Origin of the sequence: Mesorhizobium sp. M1050, assembly GCF_040318715.1 — a bacterium.
Taxonomy (GTDB): Bacteria; Pseudomonadota; Alphaproteobacteria; order Rhizobiales; family Rhizobiaceae; genus Mesorhizobium.
In genome coordinates this window covers 19,645-39,461 of sequence record NZ_JAMYMV010000044.1, presented here as the reverse complement: position 1 = coordinate 39,461, position 19,817 = coordinate 19,645, and the positions used below count along the sequence as shown (strand labels likewise).

Annotated in this window: 23 protein-coding genes; 12 read left to right on the top strand and 11 right to left on the bottom strand. The window is 62.1% G+C overall.

Going from position 1 to position 19,817, the window contains the following annotated elements; genetic code table 11:
- Positions 1-28: 28 nt before the first annotated feature.
- Genes purQ through purC form a run of 4 tightly spaced genes read right to left on the bottom strand, consistent with a single transcriptional unit; the run spans position 29 to position 2,048 of the window.
- Complete coding sequence (gene purQ / locus NKH57_RS22210; RefSeq protein ID WP_352947321.1) at positions 29-697, bottom strand: phosphoribosylformylglycinamidine synthase subunit PurQ; 669 nt, start codon at positions 695-697, stop codon at positions 29-31.
- Complete coding sequence (locus NKH57_RS22205) at positions 694-948, bottom strand: hypothetical protein (protein WP_352947318.1); 255 nt, start codon at positions 946-948, stop codon at positions 694-696. Before NKH57_RS22205 ends, purQ begins: the two co-directional genes overlap by 4 nt.
- Before the next feature lie 18 nt (positions 949-966).
- The gene (purS, locus tag NKH57_RS22200; RefSeq protein WP_023759521.1) at positions 967-1,209 is read right to left on the bottom strand and encodes a phosphoribosylformylglycinamidine synthase subunit PurS; all 243 of its coding nucleotides are present in this window, start codon (positions 1,207-1,209) and stop codon (positions 967-969) included.
- 44 nt (positions 1,210-1,253) lie between these two features.
- On the bottom strand, positions 1,254-2,048 hold the full coding sequence (purC, locus tag NKH57_RS22195) for a phosphoribosylaminoimidazolesuccinocarboxamide synthase (RefSeq protein WP_023759520.1): 795 nt from the start codon (positions 2,046-2,048) through the stop codon (positions 1,254-1,256).
- A gap of 276 nt (positions 2,049-2,324) precedes the next feature.
- Between purC and NKH57_RS22190 the strand changes: the two genes are divergently transcribed.
- Positions 2,325-2,645 carry a DUF1476 domain-containing protein gene (locus NKH57_RS22190; protein ID WP_023759518.1) on the top strand — a complete coding sequence of 107 codons (321 nt, stop codon included), beginning with the start codon at positions 2,325-2,327 and terminating at the stop codon, positions 2,643-2,645.
- A gap of 170 nt (positions 2,646-2,815) precedes the next feature.
- The gene (locus tag NKH57_RS22185) at positions 2,816-3,589 is read left to right on the top strand and encodes an HpcH/HpaI aldolase family protein (RefSeq protein ID WP_023759517.1); all 774 of its coding nucleotides are present in this window, start codon (positions 2,816-2,818) and stop codon (positions 3,587-3,589) included.
- 55 nt (positions 3,590-3,644) lie between these two features.
- Here NKH57_RS22185 and NKH57_RS22180 read toward each other — a convergent pair whose 3' ends face one another.
- Positions 3,645-4,751 (bottom strand): acyltransferase family protein, encoded by a 1,107-nt coding sequence (locus NKH57_RS22180; RefSeq protein WP_502907328.1) that lies wholly within the window; start codon positions 4,749-4,751, stop codon positions 3,645-3,647.
- A gap of 242 nt (positions 4,752-4,993) precedes the next feature.
- Entirely contained in the window at positions 4,994-5,542 is a 549-nt protein-coding gene (locus tag NKH57_RS22175) for an RBBP9/YdeN family alpha/beta hydrolase (protein WP_352947314.1), read from the bottom strand.
- Between the two features lie 252 nt (positions 5,543-5,794).
- On the opposite strand from NKH57_RS22175, the gene NKH57_RS22170 reads away from it, so the two are divergent.
- Entirely contained in the window at positions 5,795-6,607 is an 813-nt protein-coding gene (locus NKH57_RS22170; RefSeq protein ID WP_352947312.1) for a VOC family protein, read from the top strand.
- Positions 6,608-6,659: 52 nt separating this feature from the next.
- On the opposite strand, the gene purB is transcribed toward NKH57_RS22170, so the two are convergent.
- Genes purB through NKH57_RS22155 form a run of 3 tightly spaced genes read right to left on the bottom strand, consistent with a single transcriptional unit; the run spans position 6,660 to position 9,273 of the window.
- On the bottom strand, positions 6,660-7,967 hold the full coding sequence (gene purB / locus NKH57_RS22165) for an adenylosuccinate lyase (RefSeq protein ID WP_352834046.1): 1,308 nt from the start codon (positions 7,965-7,967) through the stop codon (positions 6,660-6,662).
- Positions 7,968-8,026: 59 nt separating this feature from the next.
- Positions 8,027-8,491, bottom strand: coding sequence for a hypothetical protein (locus NKH57_RS22160; RefSeq protein WP_352834049.1), 465 nt, complete (start codon positions 8,489-8,491; stop codon positions 8,027-8,029).
- 56 nt (positions 8,492-8,547) lie between these two features.
- Positions 8,548-9,273, bottom strand: coding sequence for a DUF2259 domain-containing protein (locus tag NKH57_RS22155; protein WP_352947308.1), 726 nt, complete (start codon positions 9,271-9,273; stop codon positions 8,548-8,550).
- A gap of 128 nt (positions 9,274-9,401) precedes the next feature.
- Here NKH57_RS22155 and NKH57_RS22150 point away from each other — a divergent pair, with 128 nt between their 5' ends.
- Entirely contained in the window at positions 9,402-9,656 is a 255-nt protein-coding gene (locus NKH57_RS22150) for a DUF2171 domain-containing protein (protein ID WP_352602647.1), read from the top strand.
- A 14-nt stretch (positions 9,657-9,670) separates the two neighbouring features.
- Here NKH57_RS22150 and NKH57_RS22145 read toward each other — a convergent pair whose 3' ends face one another.
- Both NKH57_RS22145 and NKH57_RS22140 read right to left on the bottom strand, forming a co-directional pair.
- The gene (locus tag NKH57_RS22145) at positions 9,671-10,696 is read right to left on the bottom strand and encodes a P1 family peptidase (protein WP_352947306.1); all 1,026 of its coding nucleotides are present in this window, start codon (positions 10,694-10,696) and stop codon (positions 9,671-9,673) included.
- Entirely contained in the window at positions 10,696-11,769 is a 1,074-nt protein-coding gene (locus NKH57_RS22140; RefSeq protein WP_352602643.1) for a branched-chain amino acid ABC transporter substrate-binding protein, read from the bottom strand. The genes NKH57_RS22145 and NKH57_RS22140 overlap by 1 nt, the downstream gene beginning before the upstream one ends.
- Positions 11,770-11,950: 181 nt before the next feature.
- Between NKH57_RS22140 and NKH57_RS22135 the strand changes: the two genes are divergently transcribed.
- The 8 genes from NKH57_RS22135 (at position 11,951) to NKH57_RS22100 (ending at position 19,817) form a co-directional block, all read left to right on the top strand.
- On the top strand, positions 11,951-12,478 hold the full coding sequence (locus tag NKH57_RS22135; protein ID WP_023759506.1) for a flavin reductase: 528 nt from the start codon (positions 11,951-11,953) through the stop codon (positions 12,476-12,478).
- On the top strand, positions 12,475-13,404 hold the full coding sequence (locus NKH57_RS22130) for an AAA family ATPase (RefSeq protein ID WP_352602640.1): 930 nt from the start codon (positions 12,475-12,477) through the stop codon (positions 13,402-13,404). Before NKH57_RS22135 ends, NKH57_RS22130 begins: the two co-directional genes overlap by 4 nt.
- A gap of 3 nt (positions 13,405-13,407) precedes the next feature.
- A complete protein-coding gene (locus NKH57_RS22125) occupies positions 13,408-14,652 on the top strand; it encodes a vWA domain-containing protein (RefSeq protein WP_352947301.1) in 1,245 nt (414 codons plus the stop codon).
- 38 nt (positions 14,653-14,690) lie between these two features.
- Complete coding sequence (locus NKH57_RS22120) at positions 14,691-15,029, top strand: XdhC family protein (protein ID WP_023759503.1); 339 nt, start codon at positions 14,691-14,693, stop codon at positions 15,027-15,029.
- Between the two features lie 6 nt (positions 15,030-15,035).
- Positions 15,036-15,773, top strand: a complete 738-nt coding sequence (locus NKH57_RS22115; RefSeq protein ID WP_352947298.1) for an XdhC family protein — start codon at positions 15,036-15,038, stop codon at positions 15,771-15,773.
- A gap of 66 nt (positions 15,774-15,839) precedes the next feature.
- Entirely contained in the window at positions 15,840-17,447 is a 1,608-nt protein-coding gene (locus NKH57_RS22110; RefSeq protein WP_352947296.1) for an NTP transferase domain-containing protein, read from the top strand.
- Positions 17,448-17,686: 239 nt separating this feature from the next.
- Complete coding sequence (locus NKH57_RS22105; protein WP_352947294.1) at positions 17,687-18,544, top strand: alpha/beta hydrolase; 858 nt, start codon at positions 17,687-17,689, stop codon at positions 18,542-18,544.
- Positions 18,545-18,644: 100 nt separating this feature from the next.
- On the top strand, positions 18,645-19,817 hold the full coding sequence (locus tag NKH57_RS22100; protein ID WP_352947292.1) for an epoxide hydrolase family protein: 1,173 nt from the start codon (positions 18,645-18,647) through the stop codon (positions 19,815-19,817).

Genomic DNA, 19,817 nt, shown 5'->3' with positions numbered 1-19,817 from the left:
TGTTTTCAAGACGCTTGCCTCGAAGAGGTCAGGCGGCGATGCCAAGCGCACTTTCGAACAGTCCACGGCCGTCAGTACCGCCATGGGCTGCTTCGATCAGGTTTTCCGGGTGCGGCATCAGGCCGAGCACATTGCCGCGGTCGTTGATGATGCCGGCAATGTCGTTGATCGAGCCGTTGGGATTGGTGCCGTCCGCATAGCGGAACACCACCTGGCCTTCGCCTTCGAGACGGGCGAGTGTGTCGGCGTCGGCGAAATAATTGCCGTCATGATGCGCAACCGGCGTGCGGATGATCTGTCCTGGCCGATAGCGGCGGGTGAACATCGTGTTGGCGTTGGTGATCTCAAGCTTCACTTGCCGGCAGACGAATTTCAGCGATGTGTTGCGCATCAAGGCGCCCGGCAGCAGGCCGGCCTCGACCAGGATCTGGAAACCGTTGCAGACGCCGATAACCGTCACGCCCGCGGCTGCCTTTTCGGCCACCGCCCGCATGACCGGCATGCGCGCGGCAATCGCGCCGCAGCGCAGATAATCGCCAAAGGAAAAACCGCCGGGAATGGCGATCAGGTCGACATCGGGGATTTCGGTGTCGGTCTGCCAAACAGTGATCGGCGGCTTTCCCGAAATCTTGGTCAGCGCCGCGATCATGTCACGGTCGCGGTTGAGGCCAGGCAGAAGGACGACAGCTGATTTCATTTCGGTTCGAAAGGCCTTTGGTTTTCGGCGAGTTCGCGTAAGTCGAGGCGTCGTTCTATGCGTTCGAGGCGCTCGTCCTGACGGGCGAGAATGCCATAAATGTTATGGATATCGCTTTGCGTCGCCACCATGTGACCCCGCAACACATTCAATTCCCGCTTCGTCTCGGAACCATCCTGACGAAGTTCACCAATTTCATGATGCACGCGCTTAAGAAGCTCGTACATCAGCTCATTCGTGACTTCCGGCATAGTGCCTCCGGCGCAACCTCAGGTAATCGCTACACTATAATTCTCAATCACCGTATTCGCCAGCAGCTTATCGCACATCGCCTTGAGGTCCGCCTCGGCTTTGGCCTTGTCGCTTTCCGCCAGCTCGACGTCGAACACCTTGCCCTGCCGCACCGCGCCGACGCCGCCAAAACCCAGGCCCGACAGCGCGTGTTCGATCGCCTTGCCTTGCGGGTCAAGCACGCCGTTCTTGAGTGTGACGGTAATGCGGGCCTTGATCACGCTGGACATGCTCCTGTTCTGACTATCGGGTTGCAAGCCGCTATTCAGTGCGGCTTGCCTTTGAGGCCGTCGGTCGAGGCGACAAGCACCGGGCCGGTGGGGCGCGGCGGCTCGTTCTCGTTCATGATGCCGAGGCGGCGGGCAACTTCCTGGTAGGCTTCGACGAGGCCGCCCATGTCGCGGCGGAAACGATCCTTGTCGAGCTTGTCATGCGTCGCCACGTCCCACAGGCGGCAGGAATCCGGCGAAATCTCGTCGGCGACGACAATGCGCATCATGTCGCCCTCGAACAGACGGCCGCATTCGATCTTGAAATCGACGAGCTGGATGCCGACGCCCATGAACAGGCCGGAGAGGAAGTCGTTGACGCGGATGGCCAGCGCCATGACGTCGTCGATCTCCTGCGGGCTCGCCCAGCCGAACGCGGTGATGTGCTCTTCCGACACCATCGGATCGTCGAGCGCGTCGGCCTTGTAATAGAATTCGATGATCGAGCGCGGCAGAACGGTGCCTTCATCGATACCGAGGCGCTTGGACAGCGAACCGGCGGCGACGTTGCGCACGACCACCTCGAGCGGAATGATCTCGACTTCCTTGATCAGCTGCTCGCGCATGTTGAGCCGGCGGATGAAGTGGGTCGGGATGCCCATGCGGTTGAGGTGGTTGAAGATGTGCTCCGAAATACGGTTGTTGAGCACGCCCTTGCCGTCGACGACTTCATGTTTCTTCTTGTTGAACGCGGTGGCGTCGTCCTTGAAGAACTGGATGAGCGTACCCGGCTCGGGTCCCTCATAGAGGATCTTGGCCTTGCCTTCATAAATGCGGCGGCGATTTTTCATCTGATTTTTTCTCTGGGGTTCCGGACAGGCGGCAATTGGCCATTTCCTGTCCGTCTGCCTGAAATAGTGCGGCTTACGGTAGGGTTCAATGCCGGGTCTATCCCAATCACATCGTTTGCTCAATCGGCAAATCCTTCCAATCAACCGCTTTCGGGACCGAAATGCCGCAGCGCAGCATGCGACGAAGCGTATTGACCGGCCCGCGACCTTTTGGTTTGTGCTTTGGCAACACACATATCCACCGCCAACGAATCGAATTTGACCCGGAGGGACGCCATGAGCAGCATGAAAGACCGCGAAGAGGGCTTCGAGCGCAAATTTGCTTTCGACGAGGAGCTTCGGTTCAAGGCCTCGGCGCGCCGCAACAAGGCGCTCGGCCTGTGGGCCGCCGAAAAGCTTGGAAAGTCCGGCACCGACGCCGACGCTTATGCCAGGGAAGTGGTTGTTTCCGATATCGAGGAAGCCGGCGATCACGACGTGTTCCGCAAGATCCGCAAGGATTTCGATGCGGCCGGCGTAGACCAGTCGGACCATCAGATCCGCCGCACCATGGACGAGTTGATGGCGCAGGCGATCGAAGAGATCAAGAACACCTGATCCGGCCGAAGCAGGTTCCGCAAAAGTGGCCAACGGCTTTGCGACAGAGAACCTGCGACAGACCAAAGAATGACTGGACCAATCGACCGCCCGGCCCATCCGGGCGGTTTTTCTTTGCCTTTGCCGCGGTTTCCGGCTGAAACTGCTGTCGTTAACAAGGAAGCGATTAGATGTCCCTGAAGTCCCGTCTTGCAGCCGATGAAACGCTGTTCACCGCATGGTCCGGCGTGCCGGATGCCCTGACCGTCGAAATCGTCGCCAAGCAGGGCTTTGATGCCGTCACGCTCGACATGCAGCATGGCGGCCATCACGAGGATAGCGTGCTGCGTGGGCTGGTGCCGGTGCTCGCTGCCGGAAAGCCGGCGCTGGTGCGCATTCCGGTCGGACGTTTCGACATGGCGAGCCGTGCGCTCGATTTTGGCGCCGAGGCGGTCATTGCGCCGATGGTGAATTCGGTGGCTGACGCCAAACTGTTCGCCGCCGCCATGAAATACCCGCCGGTCGGCGAGCGTTCCTGGGGCCCGACCTACGCCTTTCCGCGCCACGGCAAGGGCGACCAGGCCGAATGGCTGCGCGACACCAACCAGCGCGTGCTGGCCTTCGCCATGGTCGAAACGCGCGCCGCCCTCGATGCGCTCGATGGCATTCTCGACACGCCTGGCATCGACGGCATCTTCCTCGGCCCATCGGATTTCTCGATCGCCTGGAGCAATGGCGCCACGGTCGATTCCACACTGGAAAGCATGATGGAGACAGTGGCGTCGGTCGCCGAGCGCACCCGCAAGGCCGGCAAATATGCGGCGATCTATGTTGTCGACCCGACAATTGCCGGTCGTGTCGTATCGATGGGCTACCGGCTGCTGGCCATGGGATCGGAACACGCGCTGATCGGACTCGGTGCAAAAGCCCTGATCAACAGCGTCAGGGATTCGATCGGGTCCTGAACCCGAACGGACCAATTGTCGCTACAAGCCCAATTGTCGCTGCAGCATCGTGTCGTCAGGCCCGCGCTGCCGCGGTCATCGCCGCGGCTGGTCTGCTGCGTCTGAATTTGTTGAACAGGACGCCGAGTGCACGGACCCACCAATTGTTGAAGGCCATCAGCGGCAATGCCGCGAGGATCGAACCCAGTATGGCGGCGGCGGCGCCGAGCGCGGCGGAGCCGCTGGCCAGCAGGACCCATGACCCGAGCGAGCAGATGACGGGTACATGCACGAGATAGAGTGGGAAGGACAGATCGCCCAGGAAACGTGCCGCCTTGCCCGAAGACCATGACGGCGGCTCATCCGTACTCAGCACGGCATAGACCAACATGATGCTGGCCGGAATGGCCACGCAGGATTGCCGCAGGCCTACATCATCGGACACCATAGCCTCAAGCAGTGCAAAGGGCCGATATATGCCTACCGCATCCCCCGCATAACCCAGCAGCGCCAGGGAAATCATCGCCATGGCGCCTCTCACCCAGGGATTCGGACGAAATCCCATGGCGAGAAGCGGATAGAGCAGGAGGCTGGCCGGAAAGGCACAAAAGAAGTAGCTGACTTGTACCGTCAGGAATGCGCCTGTCGCTATGCAAAACCAGGATACCAGCGTCCCGCGGCCATGGAAGAAAAAGACGATCGGGGCGAGTGCGAAGGTCAGCATGCTGCCCCAGAACTCGACCGTCATGGTCCACAGGCTGCTGTCATAATATTTGTCGCCGTAAATGAACGTCCGCCAGGCCCCTTGCAGGAACGCATCGGAGAAACTCGCTGTCTCCCGCGACAGAACCTTTGGAGCATTGCCGAATCTGCCGAGCCACTCAGATTGGGTGACCGCCGCCGCATCCTCGAAGAAATACAGGTCGAGCTTGAAGAGGACACAGGACAAGAGAACCACGACAAGCACGGGTCCAGCCAGACGAGGCAAACGCTTTATGGCACCCAGCCACAGGTCTTGCGCCTCGCGGGTCTGAAAATAACGCTTCACAAGCACATAGGAAGAGAGCACGAAAAACAAGTAGACGGCGGAGCCGCCATTGAAGGCGATGAAAGCCGGACTTGTCTTGAGCGATTGCGCCGCCTTGTCTCCCTCTCCTATCGCCAACGGCGCAAAAGCACGCAAACAGTGCCCATTCAGAACAATGAGTGCCGCGACACCTCTCAACAATTCGAGTGAAGCATCTTTGCGCAAGTAGGGCCTTTTTTCTTGGAAAATTGCCCGTTTAGCGCACGAGAATAATCTTCCAGGTGAACAGAGCGTGCCGTCACCGAAGATCTTACCCCGATGTGCATTAAATTATTGTTCACACAAGCACAGCCGGGCCTATCCGGGCGGGTCCGTGCGGAAGCTTTGACAGCGACGTATTACAGGTCCGTCAGGAATTTGGCGAAGGTCATCGAGCCTTCGGGCCAGGGACCAAAGCCCGAATCCGCGTTGAGGTGACCGGTCGCGCCGGCATCGACGAACAGCGAACCCCACGCTCCGGCAATGTCCTCGGCGACATCGAAGGCGCAGAACGGATCGTTGCGGCTGGCGATCACGATGGACGGAAAGGGCAGCGGCCCGCGCGGGTAGGGGCCGAAGGTCATCAGGTGCCTCGGCCTGATCTCGGGATTGGCGACATCGGGCGGCGCCACGAAGAAGGCCCCGGCAACCGGCTTGCGGAACTGCGGGATGGCTTGCACGGCCGTGGCCACGCCGAGTGAGTGCGCGATCAGTACGACCGGCTTCTCGGCTTCGTTGACCGCCTTGGCCACGCTGGTTGTCCAGTCGTCGCGTACCGGCTTCGACCACTCGGCCTGCTCGACCCTGCGCGCCGTCGACAGCTTCGATTGCCAGCGGCTCTGCCAATGGTCGGGCCCGGAATTGGTGTAGCCCGGCACGATGAGAATATCTGCTTCCTTGACCTTCATGGCGCCTGAAATAGCGAGCCACGTCGCTTCGTGCAACGGGTCATGAACAGCGCTCTTGATCACAATAGTGAACAGGATGTTCGCTTCTTCACGTCTTGTGTGAACGATACCGATGGACGAAAGGTGGCCAGGAAAAGAAACAGCCGTGTGCGGAAGCCCTCACTTTTGGAACTGACACGACGTATGATGATTGGCGGTGCGGGGCTTCTTGCCTTGGGAGCTTCACCGCAGGCCGGTCGATCGGAGCATTTGATGAGTGAACTGCCCTTTGCCGCCACCACGCCGGTCAGCGTTGCCCGCGTTGGGTTGAAAGCGCGCGACGCTGAAAGTCTCGCGGCCTACTATCGCAGCGTCGTCGGCTTGCAGGAATTGAGCCGTGCCGACGGCGCGATCACGCTGGGCGCAGCCAACCGTCCGTTGCTGGTCATCGAGGCCGATGCTTCTGCCAAGCCGGATGATCCGCGCAGCGCTGGCCTGTTCCACACGGCCTTCCTGCTGCCCAGCCGCACCGATCTCGGCCGCTGGATCAACCATGCCATCGCCGAGAAGATCGCTATCGAGGGTGCCTCCGACCATCTGGTCAGCGAAGCGCTGTATCTGACCGATCCCGAAGGCAACGGCATCGAGATCTATGCCGACCGCCGTCCGCAGGACTGGAAGTGGAATGGCGACAAGATTGCCATGGCGACTGAGCGGTTGAACATTCCGTCGGTCGTTGCCGAAGTGCCGGTGGGTGACGCCGGCTGGCAGGGCGCGCCCGAAAACAGCATTATCGGCCATGTCCACCTGCGGGTCGGCCGACCGGAAGACGCCGAGGCCTGGTGGAACCAGGAGTTCGGCTTCGACACGGTGGCCAAATATGGCGGCCAGGCGGTGTTCCTATCGTCCGGCGGCTATCACCATCACATCGGCGCCAACGCCTGGCGGAGTTCGGGTGCGGGCCGCCGCGATCCAAGCAGGTCTGGCCTGGCTTGGGTCGAAATGCGTTCGGACAATGTGACCAGCCCGATTACCCGCGAAGATCCCTGGGGCACGGTCATCAGGACTGTTCCCGGCAAGGCCTGATTGCCATCTGGCGAGCGTCTTTCTTCCCGTCACTATACGGGGAGAAGGAAGCTCAGGCTTCGCCGAACACCCGCTTGAAGATCGTGTCGACGTGCTTGGTGTGATAGCCGAGGTCGAATTTCTCGCGGATTTCAGCTTCCGGCAGCGCTGCGGTCACTTCCTTGTCGGCGAGCAGTTCTTCAAGAAAATCAGCGCCTTGCTCCCATACCTTCATAGCGTTGCGCTGAACCAGCCGGTAGGAGTCTTCGCGCGACAGGCCGGCCTGCGTCAGCGCCAGCATGACGCGCTGCGAATGCACGAGACCGCGGAACTTGTTCATGTTCTTCAGCATGTTGTCGGGATAGACGAGCAGCTTGTCGACGACGCTGGTCAGCCGTGACAGCGCGAAATCGAGCGTCACCGTGGCGTCCGGCCCGATCATGCGCTCGACCGACGAGTGCGAAATATCGCGCTCGTGCCAGAGCGCCACATTCTCCATTGCTGGCAGCGCCATGGAGCGCACCATGCGGGCAAGGCCGGTGAGGTTTTCCGTCAGCACCGGGTTGCGCTTGTGCGGCATTGCCGAGGAGCCTTTCTGGCCCGGCGAAAAATACTCTTCCGCTTCCAGCACTTCGGTGCGCTGCAGATGCCGTATCTCGATCGACAGCCGCTCAATCGATGAGGCGATGACACCTAGCGTGGCGAAGAACATGGCGTGGCGGTCGCGCGGGATCACTTGCGTCGAGACCGGCTCGGGCTTCAGGCCGAGCTTTGCCGCCACATGTTCCTCGACATAGGGGTCGATGTTGGCGAAGGTGCCGACCGCGCCCGAAATCGCGCAGGTGGCAATGTCTTCGCGCGCATGCACCAGGCGCTCGCGGCAGCGCGAGAATTCGGCATAGGCCTGCGCCAGCTTGACGCCAAAGGTGGTCGGCTCGGCATGGATGCCGTGGCTGCGGCCGATGGTGACGGTGTCCTTGTGCTCGAACGCACGGCGCTTGAGCGCTGCGAGCAGGCCATCGATGTCGGCGAGCAGGATGTCGCTGGCGCGGGTAAGCTGCACGGCAAAGCAGGTGTCGAGCACGTCCGACGAGGTCATTCCCTGGTGGATGAAACGGGCGTCCGGCCCGACGAATTCGGCAAGATGGGTCAGGAAGGCGATGACGTCGTGCTTGGTGACGCGCTCGATCTCGTCGATCGCCTCGACATCGAATTTTGCAGCACTGCCCTTTTCCCAGATGGTTTTGGCCGCTTCCCTGGGGATGACGCCGAGTTCGGCCAGCGCATCGCACGCATAGGCTTCGATTTCGAACCAGATGCGAAACCGGGTTTCGGGCGACCAGATGGCGACCATTTCCGGCCGGGAATAGCGAGGGATCATCGGTCAGTCCTGACGTATCGAGAGGTTTGCCCGCGTCCTAACAGAGGCGAGCAAAATGCTCAACGCTGCTGGCGCGCAAACCAGACGCTCGCGGCAAACAAGGCCACGAAACCAAGCGGAAAATAAAGCCGGATGCCCAGCACCACGAACTGGTAGAGCGCAATCAAGGTCGTGAAGACGAACTGGAGGGCCCAGGTGTGGGTGAAGGCAGGTGCATGCCACTCGGCATAGTAGGAGCGGTACTGCAGGGCAAACAACCCAGAGGTCAGGCCGACCGTTGCTGCGGCAAGGCACACGAAGGCTGCTGCGAAGGCGACTTCCCAGCGCCTGCCCTGCGAGACCAGCTTCGCGGCAAACAGGCCGATCGGAAAGGCCAGCGCAGCTCCCACAGCAAACAGGAGGGTGACAATGCGGATTTTCGCCGGGGTCTCCCAGTTGTCCAAGAACAAGTTGACGAGCGCGCTGGCACCCATCGTCACCGCCCACAACAAGGCGCCGAAAAACGCGATGCGAAGTTCCGGCATCGCGTGGCGAAGGCGATTCAGGGCGCGATTGCGCCTGGCAGTTTGAACAGGGGATGTCACAGGCGGCCGGTCACCGCGATCCAGCGAAAGTCCGGCCCCTCGAAGCCGTATTGGCGCACCGCGATCAGCACCGCATAGGCGCTGAGACTGTCCATTGAAAAGGTTTGCACGGCGCCAATGCGATAGCCGTTCGGGCAGCCCCGGCTTTTCGGTACCGCCTTGTCCTCGTGCAGCAGCTTGGTGGTGCCACCATCCTGTGCCTCGATACGCAGCAAGCGAAAACCGTTGATCTCGCCCTGGCTCTGGCAGCCTTCGGTGTTGTTCATGCCCAGCTCATCGAGGCGGAACTCGAGCGGCTGATCGACCGGGGAGAAGATCGGGCGCGGGTTGACCGCCATCCGGTGCGGATCGGCTGAAAGTTCGGTCACCGGGTTGAAACCCGCTGTCATGCCGCGGTTGGCGCTCAGCTCGGCCTGACTGACGATGGCTTCACCTTTTTGCCGGGCCTGAAGGCGCGCCGCGTCGAGCTTGGCATTCTCGTCCTCAAGCCGCACCCGGATCGGCGTGCCCTTGAGAAAGCTGTCGGTGCTGGTGTCGATGTAGTAGCGGTTGGCATAGGGAAAGCCCGATCCATCCTGCACGCCGTATTCCTCGAAAGCGAAGACACTGCCGTCCTTGGCGAAGCCGAGGATTTCAAGTTCAGCGACATCGCCGGCACGTGCGGCGATCGAGGTCGCAAACTGTGCAAGCAGGGCAACTGCAAACAGAAATAGCATTCGCATCGGTCTTCACCCCCGTGATCGTTTCAATCCCCTAGCACGACGAAATCAAAACGTCGTGCGGTGCGAAAGCCGATGCATCCAATCGGCCCCTCATTTGTTAATGTCGGCAGTCCCAATGGAGAACCACCATGACCGACACCAGCAAAATTCGTGAACATATGGAAGTCGTCGGCGCCGATGGCGTGCATGTCGGCACCGTCGACAAGGTCGACGGCCAGCGCATCAAGCTGACCAAGGCCGATAGCGGTCAGGGCACTCACAAGGGCCATCACCATTATGTTCCCGTGAGCCTGATTGCCGAGGTCGACGGCAACAAGGTGTGGCTGTCCGCGAATTCCGATGTCGCGGTGACCTTCGAGGAAGAAAAGTCCGATCGAGTATGATCGAGGGCCTCTGTTTATCCCAAACGCGATGACCAGACCGGAAACAGATCGTTTTCGGCCGGCGTCGCGGCAAACACGCCGCGGCTGATGGCGCGCGCCATCGTGGCGCCGGCTGCGGCATAGAGGTCGATTGCCGCGTCGGCGGTGAGTTCGATGCCGCTCGTGCCGGTTGCCAGCGCGAATACCAGGTCGCCATCGGCCGGCGTGTGGGTGGGCCAGATGGCGCGCACGAAGCCGTCATGCGCCGAGATTGCCAGGCGCTTTGCGGCAGCCTTGGTGAGAACCGCGTCCGTGGCGATGACGGCGATGGTGGTGTTGCCGCCGGTCTCCATCTGTCTGCCCATGTGCTTGTCGCGGTATTTCAGCAGGATACGCTTCGCGTCGTCCGGCATCGGCGAGGGATAACCAAGTCCGCCGAATTCGTCGCCGATTTCGAACGGTGCTGCCCAGAAATGGCGGGTTCGGCCTGTTGTCACCGACCCGGTCGGATTGACGCCGGCCAGCGCACCGATGGTGATGCCGTTGTCCAGCAGCGTCGAAGCCGAGCCGAGGCCGCCCTTCAGCCCCGAAGTCAGCGCACCGGTGCCGGCGCCAATGGTGCCGAGCTCGAAATCGGCAGCGGCGTTTTGCGCTGCTTCATAGCCAAGCTCGCGGTAGGGTGGATAAAGGCCCCAATCCTTGTCGCCGCCATTGCGCAGGTCGAACAGGATCGCCGACGGCACGATCGGCACGCGAAAGCCTCCGACCTCCAGGCCGATGCCGCGTTCGCGCAGCGCCGCCTGCACGCCGGATGCAGCGTCGAGGCCGAAAGCCGAACCGCCCGAAAGCACTACGGCGTGCACCACATCGACCGAATTGTGCGGTTCGAGCAGGTCGGTCTCACGGGTGCCCGGCGCACCGCCCAGGATCTGAACGCCGGCCACCGTCGGTTCGTCGCAGAGCACGGTCGTAACGCCGGATTTCAGCTTGGCATCGGACGCGTTGCCGACGCGCAGTCCGGCAACGTCGGTGATCAGGTTGCGCGGGCCGGTGCGAAACATCAGTTGCTTTCCAAAGGCGCAAAGCGCGTGCCGTCGAATCGGAAGACGCGGTAGGGGCTCTGGCTGAGGTCGCCTTTTGCGTCAAAGCGGATCTGCCCGATCGCAGTGGTGAAATCCTGTCCGGTCAGGGCCTCGGTCAGTGGCTTGCCCGAGCCCTCGGACAAGGTTGACGCCGTTTTGGCGATCTCGATCGCCGCGTAGGCGGGCAGCGTATAACCGTCGGGCACGACCTTCTGCGTGGCAAAGGCCGACAATAGTTTGGGGTCGGCGACATCGGCCCATTCCGGCGGTGCGATCATCAATGTTCCCACGGCATAGGGCACGTCGCCGGTCGGTGTGCGGAGGTTCTCCCCGCCGGCAAAGACGATGCCGGCCTGGAGCTGTGCGGCATCCCGGCCCATGATGGCTATGTCGTCGCCGTCGCCGCCGGCAAATACATGCGTGGCGCCGGCCTTCTTCAGCCGGCCGATCATGCCGATCTGATTGTCGAGCTGCGGCCGGAACGTGTCGACGAATACCGGTTTCAGCGCTGCCTGCTCCGCGGCCGCCCGCAACGTCTCGGCGATTTCGCGGCCATAGATGGTGCCGTCGTCGATGACCGCGAACAACTCGCCTTGCCACAGATGGGTGAGGGTGGAGGCGACGGCGTTGCGCTCATCGTCGCCGCGTGGCCCGAGGCGAAAGACCGGCCAGCCGGTCTTGGCGCGGCGGTCGGTCAGGCTTTCGGTTCGCACGCCAACGGTAATGACTGGAATGTTGGCATCCCTGAGGATCGGCATCGCCGCCTCGATCGCCTCGGTGCAAAGGAATCCGACCACGACATTGACCTTGGCTGCGACGAATTCCCTGGCCGCCGCAGCGCCTCCGTCCGCAGTGCAGGCGTCATCCACGATCTTGAGTTCTATGCCGTTTGCTAGGGCCGCCTGACCGGTGCCGGCCTCGATCTGCTTGCCGAGAATGGCCGATGGTCCAGAGAGAGGCGCTGAGACGCCGACCACCAGCGTCTGGGCATTCGCATCACTGGCCAGAAACAGCCAGAACAGCGCCGCTATCGTTCTTGTCCTGGGTCGCATTCGAGCGATGAGGTCCTCTGTGCCGGTCTTATGCTGCTGGCACCTATTTATCGCCAAGACCTAAAGCCTGCCCGACCTTGGTGCAACACGCGAATTTCGGGATATGGCTCAAGCACTTCGCTTGTGGCAGGCTATGTATGGCCATATATGTCGGTAGGATCCTGACCATGGAAAACATACGGTGCTGAAGAAGAACGAAATTGGGCCGCAGGCCTACCGCGACGCCATGAGCCATTTTGCCGGCCACGTCCATGTTGTCACCACCGATGGGCCGGCCGGCAAGCGCGGTGCGACGGTGATTGCGGCCTGTTCCGTGTCAGATACACCGCCGACCATTCTGGTCTGTCTCAACCGTGAAAATCCCAAGAATGAGCCGTTCGTGAAAAACGGCAAATTTGCCTTGAACACCCTGGCCTCGCACCAGGAGCCGCTGTCGATCGGGTTTTCCGGCATCACCGGCCTGCCGGTCGAGGAGCGCTTCGCGCTTGGCGAATGGGACGTGATTTCCACCGGCGCGCCAACTCTGAAGGGCGCGCTCGCCGTGTTCGACTGCGAATTGATCGACACCAAGGACCTGGCCACTCATCGTGTGCTTTTTGGCAAGGTGACAGGCCTGCGGATGGGCGATAATTTGCGGCCGTTGATCTACCACGCCCGCGGCTACCACGTTCTGGAAAGCGGAGCGCCGGCGTTCACGGAGAAAGAATGACCGAGCTGAAACCGCGCGCCGCGCCGCGGACGATCGATGAGACGCTCGATCTCCTGACCGGCGCGGATTATGTGGCGGATCGGTCGCTGGCGACCGTACTGTTCCTGTCGTTGCGCATGAAGCGGCCGCTGTTCCTTGAGGGCGAGGCCGGCGTCGGCAAGACCGAAATCGCCAAGGTATTGGCGCAGGCGCTCGGCCGTCGGCTGATCCGCCTGCAGTGCTATGAAGGCCTCGACGTCTCGTCCGCCGTCTATGAGTGGAACTACGCCGCCCAGATGATCGAGATCCGCATGGAGGAGGCGGTCGGCAAGGTCGAGCGCTCCGCCATGGAGCGCAACGTCTTTTCCGAAAAATATCTTATCCGCCGCCCGGTGCTCGATGCGCTTACCGGCAAGGCGGGGGCTGCTCCGGTCTTCCTGATCGACGAGCTCGATCGCACCGACGAGGCGTTCGAAGCCTTCCTGCTCGAAATCCTGTCGGACTTCCAGGTCACGGTGCCTGAACTCGGCACCATCAAGGCGGACGAGCCGCCGATCGTCATCATCACGACCAACCGCACCCGCGAGATCCACGATGCGCTGAAGCGGCGCTGCCTCTATCATTGGGTCGACTATCCCAATGCCGAGCGCGAGCTGGAAATCGTGCGCCGCAAGGTGCCGCAGGCCAATCAACGTCTTTCGGCCGAAGTGGTCTCCTTCATCCAGAAGCTGCGCCAGATCGAGCTGTTCAAGGTGCCGGGCGTCGCCGAAACCATCGACTGGGCCGGCGCGCTGACCGAGCTCGACAAGGTGGCGCTCGATCCTGAAACCGTATCCGACACGATCGGCGTGCTGTTGAAATACCAGGACGACATTGCCCGCATCGAACAGGGCGAAGGCCGGCGCATCCTCAACGAGGTGAAGGCCGAGCTTTCGGCGGCGGAGTAAGCGATGCCGATCCAGGAGCCGAAACAAGCGAAGGTCGACGGGCGGATCGCCGACAACATCGTCTATTTCGCCCGCACTCTTCGCAAGGCCGGCATGCGGGTCGGGCCCGCCTCGGTCAAGGATGCCATCGAGGCGGTTCTCGTCGCTGGCATCGGCTCGCGTGACGATTTCTACTGGACGCTGCACGCCGTGCTGGTGTCCAGGCATGAGGATCACGCCATTTTCGACGAAGCCTTCCGGCTGTTCTGGAAATCGCGTGAACTGATCGAAAAGATGCTGGCGATGTTTTCGCCGGTGGCGCCTGACAACAGGGAAAAGCAGAAGCCCCGCGCAGGCGAAAACCGCGTCAGCCAGGCGATGTTCGAAGGCCACCAGAAGAACCAGCCAGCTCAGGAAATCCCTGAGATCGAGGTCGACGCCCGCTTCACTTTTTCCGGCAACGAGGTGCTGCGAGGCAAGGATTTTGCCCAGATGAACGCGACCGAGATGGCCGACGCAAAGAAGGCGATCGCGCAGCTGCGGCTGCCTTTCGACATGGTGCGAACGCGGCGCTTCAAAGCCGACGCGCAGGGTCGCCGCGTCGATCCGCGCGCCATGATGCGTTCAGCCGCGCGCACCGGCGGCGAACTGATCCTGCCGAAATTCCGCTCAGCTCGCGAAGTTCATCCGCCGCTGGTTGTGCTGGCCGACATTTCCGGCTCGATGAGCCAGTACACGCGCATCTTCCTGCATTTCCTGCATGCGCTGACGGAAAAACGCCGGCGCGTGCACACGTTCGTTTTCGGCACCCGGCTGACCAACCTGACCCGTCAGATGCGCCATCGCGACCCCGATGCCGCCCTTGCCGATTGTTCGACTGCGGTCAGGGACTGGTCGGGCGGCACCCGCATTGGCGACACGCTGGCCGAGTTCAACCAGATATGGTCGCGCCGCGTGCTGGGGCAGGGTGCGGTCGTGCTTTTGATCACCGACGGGCTGGAGCGCGACGATGTCGCCGGACTGTCGGAGGAAATGGAGCGCCTGCACAAATCCTGCCGACGGCTGATCTGGCTGAACCCGTTGCTGCGTTTCGACGGCTTCCAGGCGCGCGCCCGCGGCGTCAAGGCGATGCTGCCGCATGTCGACGAGTTCCGCTCGGTGCACAATCTCGATGCGCTCGCCGACCTCTGCGCGTCGCTTGACAAGAAGTCGGCACAGTCGGTCGACCCGCGCCAATGGATGGAAGTTGGCGCGAGACGTGCCGCATAGCCATATATCCGGAAAAACAGACTCTCAGAGAAACGATCATGGAAAACAGCATTTATCTGGATGAAGCCCGTGACCCCTTGATCATCGCGGAAGGCTGGATGAACGACGGCAAGGACGTGGCCATCGCGACAGTGGTCGAGACCTGGGGTTCGGCGCCCCGACCTGTGGGCAGCCATCTGGTCATCGACGCAGACGGCAATTTCCACGGCTCGGTTTCGGGCGGATGCGTCGAAGGCGCTGTTGTGACCGAGGCTATCGACGTCATCGACAGCGGCAAGGCCAGGATGCTGGAGTTCGGTGTTGCCGACGAAACCGCCTGGCAGGTCGGCCTGTCCTGCGGCGGCCGCATCAAGGTGTACGTGGAAAGACTGGGCTGATCTCGAATGGATCCGTATGCGCTGAAGACGCTTAACGACGAACGACGCGCCCGTCGCGCCGCGATTCTTGTCACCGATCTCGGTGACGGCCGCAACCGCATCGTGCGCGAGGGCGATCAGGTCGCCGGCGATCTTGGAGCCGCAATTGCAAAGGCGTTCCGCACCGGCAGTTCCGGTTCGGTCGAGGCCGAAGGACGAACCTTCTTTCTCAATGCACATCTGCCACAGCCGCGTCTCCTGGTGATCGGCGCGGTTCATATCAGCCAGGCGCTGGCGCCGATGGCGAAAATCGCCGGTTACCCCGTGGAGATCATCGACCCCCGCACCGCTTTCGCCACGCCGGACCGCTTTCCAGACGTGGCGCTCCATGCCGAATGGCCGGAGGATGTGCTGAAGCGCCAGCCGCTCGACAGCTACACCGCACTTGCCGCCGTCACCCATGATCCGAAGATCGATGATTTCGCGCTGAAGGCCGCGCTGGATGCGAACTGCTTCTATGTCGGAGCGCTCGGCAGCAGGAAGACGCATGCCAAGCGGGTCGAACGCCTGCTGGCGCTCGGCGCGACCGCCGACCAGATTGCCCGCATCCACGCGCCGATCGGGCTCGACATAGGTGCTGCCAGTCCGGCCGAGATCGCGGTTGCGGTGCTGGCGCAAGCTATCCACGCCTTTCGCACGCGTAGTCTCGATGCCTCCGCATCGGCTCCAAAATCGAAATCGATTTTGGAAAAGCACGATGCGTAGATTCAAAGTAGTAGAGCGTCCTTTGCGCGTCCAAAAGGACGCGCGGCGCTCTACGGGCGCGGCGGCGTGAAATTCGGGCCTATCCCGCTCGAGGCGGCTGAAGGCGCGGTGCTGGCGCATGCCACCACCGCTGGTGAACGGCGCTTCCGCAAGGCGCACAGGCTGAGCGCCGAAGACGTGGCGCTGTTGCGGGCCGCCGGTATTTCTGAGGTCGTTGCGGCTGTGCTGGCTGCCGACGACCTCAGCGAGGATGCCGCCGCGCAGGCGATCTCCGAGGGTATGGCCTTTCGCGGCATCGAGGTCAGGTCGGCCGCGACCGGGCGGGTCAATCTCCATGCCAACGCGTCGGGTATCTTCACGGTCGATGCCGCGATGGTTGACGCCCTCAATGCCATCGATCCGGCCATCACCATCGCCACGCTGGCGCAGCATGCGCCGGTTGAGAAAGGCCAGATGGTCGCGACGGTGAAGATTATTCCGTTCGCGGTCAGGTCGGCGCTGGTCGACGCCGCGACAAAAATCTGTGCCGACGGCGAGATCTTTGCCGTCAATGGCTACCAGGCGGTGCGTGTCGGCATCATCCAGACGGTTCTGCCGGGCATCAAGCCTGGAGTGCTCGACAAGACGCTGCGCGTCACCGAGGCGCGGCTGGCGCGCACGGGCGGCAGGCTGACGGCGGAGCGCCGTACGCCACATGAGATCGCACCGGTGGCGGAAGCCGCGGCCTCGCTGGCGCGAGACAACGACATGGTGGTGATCTTCGGCGCCTCGGCGATGAGCGATTTCGCCGACGTGGTTCCGGCGGCGATCGAGAGGGCAGGTGGGACCGTCATCCGCGCTGGCATGCCGGTCGATCCCGGAAATCTACTGGTGCTCGGCACACTCGATGGCAAGCGCGTCATCGGCGCGCCCGGTTGCGCCCGCAGTCCCAAGGAGAACGGCTTCGACTGGGTTCTGGATCGGTTGAGCGCCGGCCTTGACGTGACCGCCAAAGATATTGCCGGCATGGGGGTCGGCGGGCTGCTGATGGAGATCCCGACACGCCCACAGCCGCGCGAACCGCTGCCGAAAAGCCAGCTCAAGGTCGGCATCGTGCTTCTGGCGGCTGGTCGGTCGAGCCGCATGGGCGGACCCAACAAGCTGCTGGCGTTGTTCGACGGCAAGCCGCTGGTGCAACGCACCGCCGAGCGGGCGCTCGGCTCGAAGGCGTCTAGCACGATTGTCGTCACCGGCCACCAGCGCGAGCGGGTGCGCGCGGCGCTGGCGGGCCTCGACGTGACCTTCGCCGACAATCCCGATTTTACTGACGGCTTGTCCACCTCGCTGAAGGCCGGCATAGCCTATCTGCCCGAGGACACCGCCGGTGTGATGATCGTTCTCGGCGACATGCCGGGAGTCGCGTCCCACGATCTCGACAGGTTGATCGACGCCTTCCGCAAGGCCGGCGGCAATTCGGTGGTTCGCGCTACACATAATGGCAAGCGCGGCAACCCGGTGCTTTTGCCGCGTTCTCTGTTTCCGGCGATCGCCCATCTGGAAGGCGACACCGGCGCACGCCATCTAGTCGAGACCGAAGGGCTCGATGTCATCGATGTCGAGATCGGTGCGGCGGCGTCTGTCGATGTCGATACCCGCGAGGCGCTGGAAGGCGCCGGCGGCGTGCTGCAGGATTGACAAACCCGAGCCGAATTACGCATGCCAGAGGGATGACTTCATCTTCCATGTTGGCGCTTTTACCCCCCTCTGGCCTGCCGGCCATCTCCCCCTCAAGGGGGGAGATCGGCAGTTTCGCCGATGGTGCTCGATCTGCAACTTTGGAGATTGGCGAAAGCCGAAGGCGCATCCAATCTCCCCCCTTTAGGGGGAGATGGCCGGCAGGCCAGAGGGGGGCGTGCCGCGCTTTCCTTACAACAATGCTTTTCTTGTTTTCTTCGGCGGCCCACGCCGACACATTATCTCTAAAACCCTTCAAGGACGACCTCTTCGCCTATCCGGCCACGCTGTCGTCCAACACCAACGGCGCCTACATGGTTCTGGACTATCGCGAGATGCGCGACATCAACCAGCGTGACCAGGTGCCGGAGCGCCGGGTGAACGCCCAATACACCGACACCGGCGTTCGCAAGGTGCAGCAGGATCTGCTCTTGAAGACCGATGCCGGCGATGTCAGGCATATTGCCGTCGGCAAGACCGAGGGCGCCGGCATCATCGTGCTTTATCTGCATGGGCAGGGCGGCAGCCGCAAGCAAGGCGTCGACGACTTCACCTTCGGCGGCAATTTCAACCGACTCAAGAACCTGATGGCCGGCAATGGCGGCCTTTACCTCAGCCCGGATTTTTCCGATTTCGGTGACACCGGCGCCGCGCAGGTGGCGGCCCTGATCAATCACTATGCGGAACAATCGCCAGCCGCGAAGATCTTCGTCGCCTGTGGCTCGATGGGCGGCGCCCTGTGCTGGAAGCTTGCCGCCCGCAACGATACCGGCCGGCGCATCAACGGGCTGCTGCTGCTCGGCTCGCTATGGGACGAGAGTTTCCTGGCAAGCCCCGCCTTCAAGCGTCACGTCCCGGTCTTCTTCGGCCAGGGCAGCAATGACGTGGTTTTCCCCGTGGAAAAGCAGGAAGCGTTCTTCCGCTCGATCGTCGCCAGATCGAAAGCCTATCCCTATCCGACGCATTTTGTCCGTTTCGAGACCGGCACGCACGGGACGCCGATCCGTATGACCGACTGGCGCGGCACGCTCAACTGGATGCTGTCGAAGGCGCCTTGATGCATATCGGCCAAAGTGCAGTGGGTTTGGCGATCATGGCTCGGCCGATATCCTCTTGCCGGTGTAGACTGACATGATCCAACAACTCGGAAGCAAGGCGATGGACGCTCGCCCCTTCAATATCCAGATTCCGAACGAACAACTTGAGGATCTCCAGGACCGTCTTCACGCAACGCGATGGCCAGTTCCGCTAATCGAAACAGGCTGGAACGACGGGGCCGACCTGCCGTTCATGGAGCGCCTTGCGGATTACTGGCGAGATCGCTTCGACTGGAGAGCGCAAGAGGCGCGGCTGAACCGGCTGCCGCAATATCTGGCTAGGGTGAACAACCTGGACGTCCATTTTGTCCACCAGCTAGGCACCGGACCGGCGCCGCTGCCGCTGATCATCACGCATGGCTGGCCCGGTTCCTTCATCGAAATGGAACACATCATTCCATTGCTGACGGATCCATCCGCCCATGGTGGTGACCCGGCCGACGCTTTCCACGTCGTGGTTCCCTCGTTGCCCGGATACGGCTTCTCGCAGGCGCCGACGGAACCCGGCTTCCACTCCGGCCGCATCGCGGAGCTATGGGTGCAGTTGATGTGCGGGCTCGGCTATGAGCGCTTCGCCTGCCAGGGCGGCGACATCGGCGCGGGCGTCTCCGCCTGGATGGCACGGCTCCTTCCTGAAAACGTGCTTGGCGTCCACGTCAATTACATTCCCGGGAGCTATCGGCCACCCTTGGGTGCAGATCAGCCGCCTGTCACCGTCGAGGAACAGGCCTTTCTGGACAAGGCTGCGGCTTGGGCGGCAACAGAGGGTGCCTATGCCCATCTGCAGGGCACGAAGCCTCAGACGCTCGCTTATGCGCTGACTGACTCGCCGATCGGCCTCGCAGCCTGGATGATAGAGAAGTTCCGTTCCTGGAGCGACTGCGACGGTGACGTGGAACGCGCCTTTGGCATGGACGCGCTCCTTACGGACGTTTCTCTCTACTGGTTCACCAATGCGCTCACCTCATCCTTGCGGCTCTACAAGGAGAATCGGCTCTCCCCTCTTGCGTTCAAGGCGCAGGAACGCGTTTCGCCGCCTCTTGGGGTAGCGCTTTTCCCCCGCGAGTTGCCAATGCCGCCGCGCTCCTGGGTGGCGAGGGTCTTCGACGTGCAGCGATGGACGCCGATGCCGCGCGGCGGCCATTTCGCTGCGCTGGAGGAACCGAATCTTCTGGTCCAGGACATTCGCGCCTTCTTTCGGCCGATGCGTTCGCGGCCTGAAACGAGAAGGTGA

Coding starts and splice junctions, on each gene's coding strand:
- purQ (WP_352947321.1), bottom strand. CDS start 697: ATGAAATCAGCTGTCGTCCTTCTGCCTGGCCTCAACCGCGACCGTGAC.
- NKH57_RS22205 (WP_352947318.1), bottom strand. CDS start 948: ATGCCGGAAGTCACGAATGAGCTGATGTACGAGCTTCTTAAGCGCGTG.
- purC (WP_023759520.1), bottom strand. CDS start 2,048: ATGAAAAATCGCCGCCGCATTTATGAAGGCAAGGCCAAGATCCTCTAT.
- NKH57_RS22190 (WP_023759518.1), top strand. CDS start 2,325: ATGAGCAGCATGAAAGACCGCGAAGAGGGCTTCGAGCGCAAATTTGCT.
- NKH57_RS22185 (WP_023759517.1), top strand. CDS start 2,816: ATGTCCCTGAAGTCCCGTCTTGCAGCCGATGAAACGCTGTTCACCGCA.
- NKH57_RS22175 (WP_352947314.1), bottom strand. CDS start 5,542: ATGAAGGTCAAGGAAGCAGATATTCTCATCGTGCCGGGCTACACCAAT.
- NKH57_RS22170 (WP_352947312.1), top strand. CDS start 5,795: ATGAGTGAACTGCCCTTTGCCGCCACCACGCCGGTCAGCGTTGCCCGC.
- purB (WP_352834046.1), bottom strand. CDS start 7,967: ATGATCCCTCGCTATTCCCGGCCGGAAATGGTCGCCATCTGGTCGCCC.
- NKH57_RS22160 (WP_352834049.1), bottom strand. CDS start 8,491: ATGCCGGAACTTCGCATCGCGTTTTTCGGCGCCTTGTTGTGGGCGGTG.
- NKH57_RS22155 (WP_352947308.1), bottom strand. CDS start 9,273: ATGCGAATGCTATTTCTGTTTGCAGTTGCCCTGCTTGCACAGTTTGCG.
- NKH57_RS22150 (WP_352602647.1), top strand. CDS start 9,402: ATGACCGACACCAGCAAAATTCGTGAACATATGGAAGTCGTCGGCGCC.
- NKH57_RS22145 (WP_352947306.1), bottom strand. CDS start 10,696: ATGTTTCGCACCGGCCCGCGCAACCTGATCACCGACGTTGCCGGACTG.
- NKH57_RS22140 (WP_352602643.1), bottom strand. CDS start 11,769: ATGCGACCCAGGACAAGAACGATAGCGGCGCTGTTCTGGCTGTTTCTG.
- NKH57_RS22130 (WP_352602640.1), top strand. CDS start 12,475: ATGACCGAGCTGAAACCGCGCGCCGCGCCGCGGACGATCGATGAGACG.
- NKH57_RS22125 (WP_352947301.1), top strand. CDS start 13,408: ATGCCGATCCAGGAGCCGAAACAAGCGAAGGTCGACGGGCGGATCGCC.
- NKH57_RS22120 (WP_023759503.1), top strand. CDS start 14,691: ATGGAAAACAGCATTTATCTGGATGAAGCCCGTGACCCCTTGATCATC.
- NKH57_RS22115 (WP_352947298.1), top strand. CDS start 15,036: ATGGATCCGTATGCGCTGAAGACGCTTAACGACGAACGACGCGCCCGT.
- NKH57_RS22105 (WP_352947294.1), top strand. CDS start 17,687: ATGCTTTTCTTGTTTTCTTCGGCGGCCCACGCCGACACATTATCTCTA.
- NKH57_RS22100 (WP_352947292.1), top strand. CDS start 18,645: ATGGACGCTCGCCCCTTCAATATCCAGATTCCGAACGAACAACTTGAG.